Below are 1,907 nucleotides of genomic sequence, written 5' to 3'. Positions count from 1 at the left end.
AAAAAGCCCCTGCATATGCTGCAGGGGCTCTGTATAAAGATCGGCACCGACCTACTCTCCCACCTGTTACGGCAGTACCATCGGCTCTGGCGGGCTTGACTGCTCTGTTCGGAATGGGAAGAGGTAGACACCGCCGATATAGGCACCTGAAAGACCTTGATGATCGACATATTTAGGGATACAAAAGAGAAACAGCAGAAGAGGACACAGGAAATCTCCGGCGCGGAAAGCTTCGGGCTATTAGTACCGCTCAGCTGTGATGTCTCCATCTTTACACCTGCGGCCTATCGACGTGGTAGTCTCCCACGGCCCTGTAAGGAAGCCTAATCTCGTGGCCGGTTTCGCACTTAGATGCTTTCAGCGCTTATCCTAACCGCACGTAGCTACCCAGCAGTACACCTGGCGGCATAACTGGTTCACCAGAGGTGCGTCCAGCCCGGTCCTCTCGTACTAAGGCCAGACCCACTCAGACTTCCAACGCCCACAACAGATAGGGACCGAACTGTCTCGCGACGTTCTGAACCCAGCTCGCGTGCCACTTTAATGGGCGAACAGCCCAACCCTTGGGACCTTCTCCAGCCCCAGGATGTGACGAGCCGACATCGAGGTGCCAAACCTCCCCGTCGATATGAGCTCTTGGGGGAGATCAGCCTGTTATCCCCAGAGTACCTTTTATCCTTTGAGCGATGGCCCTTCCATACGGAACCACCGGATCACTATGTCCGTCTTTCGACCCTGATCGGCTTGTAGGCCCCACAGTCAAGCAAGCTTTTGCCATTGCACTCCGCGTACGGTTACCAAGCGTACTGAGCTTACCTTTGAAAGCCTCCGTTACCTTTTTGGAGGCGACCACCCCAGTCAAACTACCCACCAAACAATGTCCCCCGCTCAGCGGGGTTAGGGAACCCGTACGGAAAGGGCGGTATTTCAACGTCGATTCCAGATGTCCTGGCGAACACCCTTCAACATCTCCCGCCTATCCTACACATCCCGTACAGATTCACAATGTTAAGCTATAGTGAAGGTTCATGGGGTCTTTCCGTCCCGTTGCGGGTAGCCGGCGTCTTCACCGGCACCACAATTTCACCGAGCCCATGGCTGAGACAGCGCCCAGATCGTTACACCATTCGTGCAGGTCGGAACTTACCCGACAAGGAATTTCGCTACCTTAGGACCGTTATAGTTACGGCCGCCGTTTACCGGGGCTTCGATTCAATGCTTCTCTTGCGATGACATCCCCTCTTAACCTTCCGGCACCGGGCAGGTGTCAGGCCTTATACTTCATCTTGCGATTTCGCAAAGCCATATGTTTTTGTTAAACAGTCGCCTGGGCCTTTTCACTGCGGCTTCTCCATCACTGGAGGAAGCGCCCCTTATCCCGAAGTTAAAGGGCCATTTTGCCGAGTTCCTTAGCCATGGTTAACTCGAGCACCTTAGGATTCTCACCCCGACCACCTGTGTCGGTTTGCGGTACGGGTCTTATATACCTGGAGCTTAGCGGGTTTTCTCGGTAGCAAGATTACCTGCACTATCTGCGCAGCCGAAGCTTTGCAGTACTGTCGGGGTTCAGCAGTCTATGCGGATTTGCCTACATAGACTATACCTACGCCCTTCAACGCACTATTCCGTCAGTGCGCGGCAGTGTCACGACTACGTCACCGCATCGCAGTATATAAGAGTACGGGAATATTAACCCGTTGCCCATCGGACATCGCCCTTCGGCTGGTCCTTAGGACCCGACTGACCCTGATCCGATTAGCGTTGATCAGGAAACCTTGGTCTTTCGGTGGGCGGGTTTCCCACCCGCCTTATCGTTACTCATGCCTACATTTGCTTTTCCATGCAGTCCAGGAAAGGTCGCCCCCTCCATTCACCCCACATGGAATGCTCCCCTACCAATGGTAGAT

At 54.1% G+C, this 1,907-nt stretch carries 2 rRNA genes; both read right to left on the bottom strand.

Annotated features, from left to right (window positions below):
* Positions 1–38: 38 nt before the first annotated feature.
* Positions 39–150 (bottom strand): 5S ribosomal RNA (rrf, locus tag H8B17_RS20480).
* A 70-nt stretch (positions 151–220) separates the two neighbouring features.
* Positions 221–1,907: ribosomal RNA gene (locus H8B17_RS20475) — 23S ribosomal RNA — on the bottom strand; the annotation flags it as partial.

It is taken from the genome of Sphingobacterium arenae (assembly GCF_014692505.1).
Taxonomy (GTDB): domain Bacteria; phylum Bacteroidota; class Bacteroidia; order Sphingobacteriales; family Sphingobacteriaceae; genus Sphingobacterium; species Sphingobacterium arenae.
This window is presented reverse-complemented; position numbering and strand designations above follow the sequence as displayed.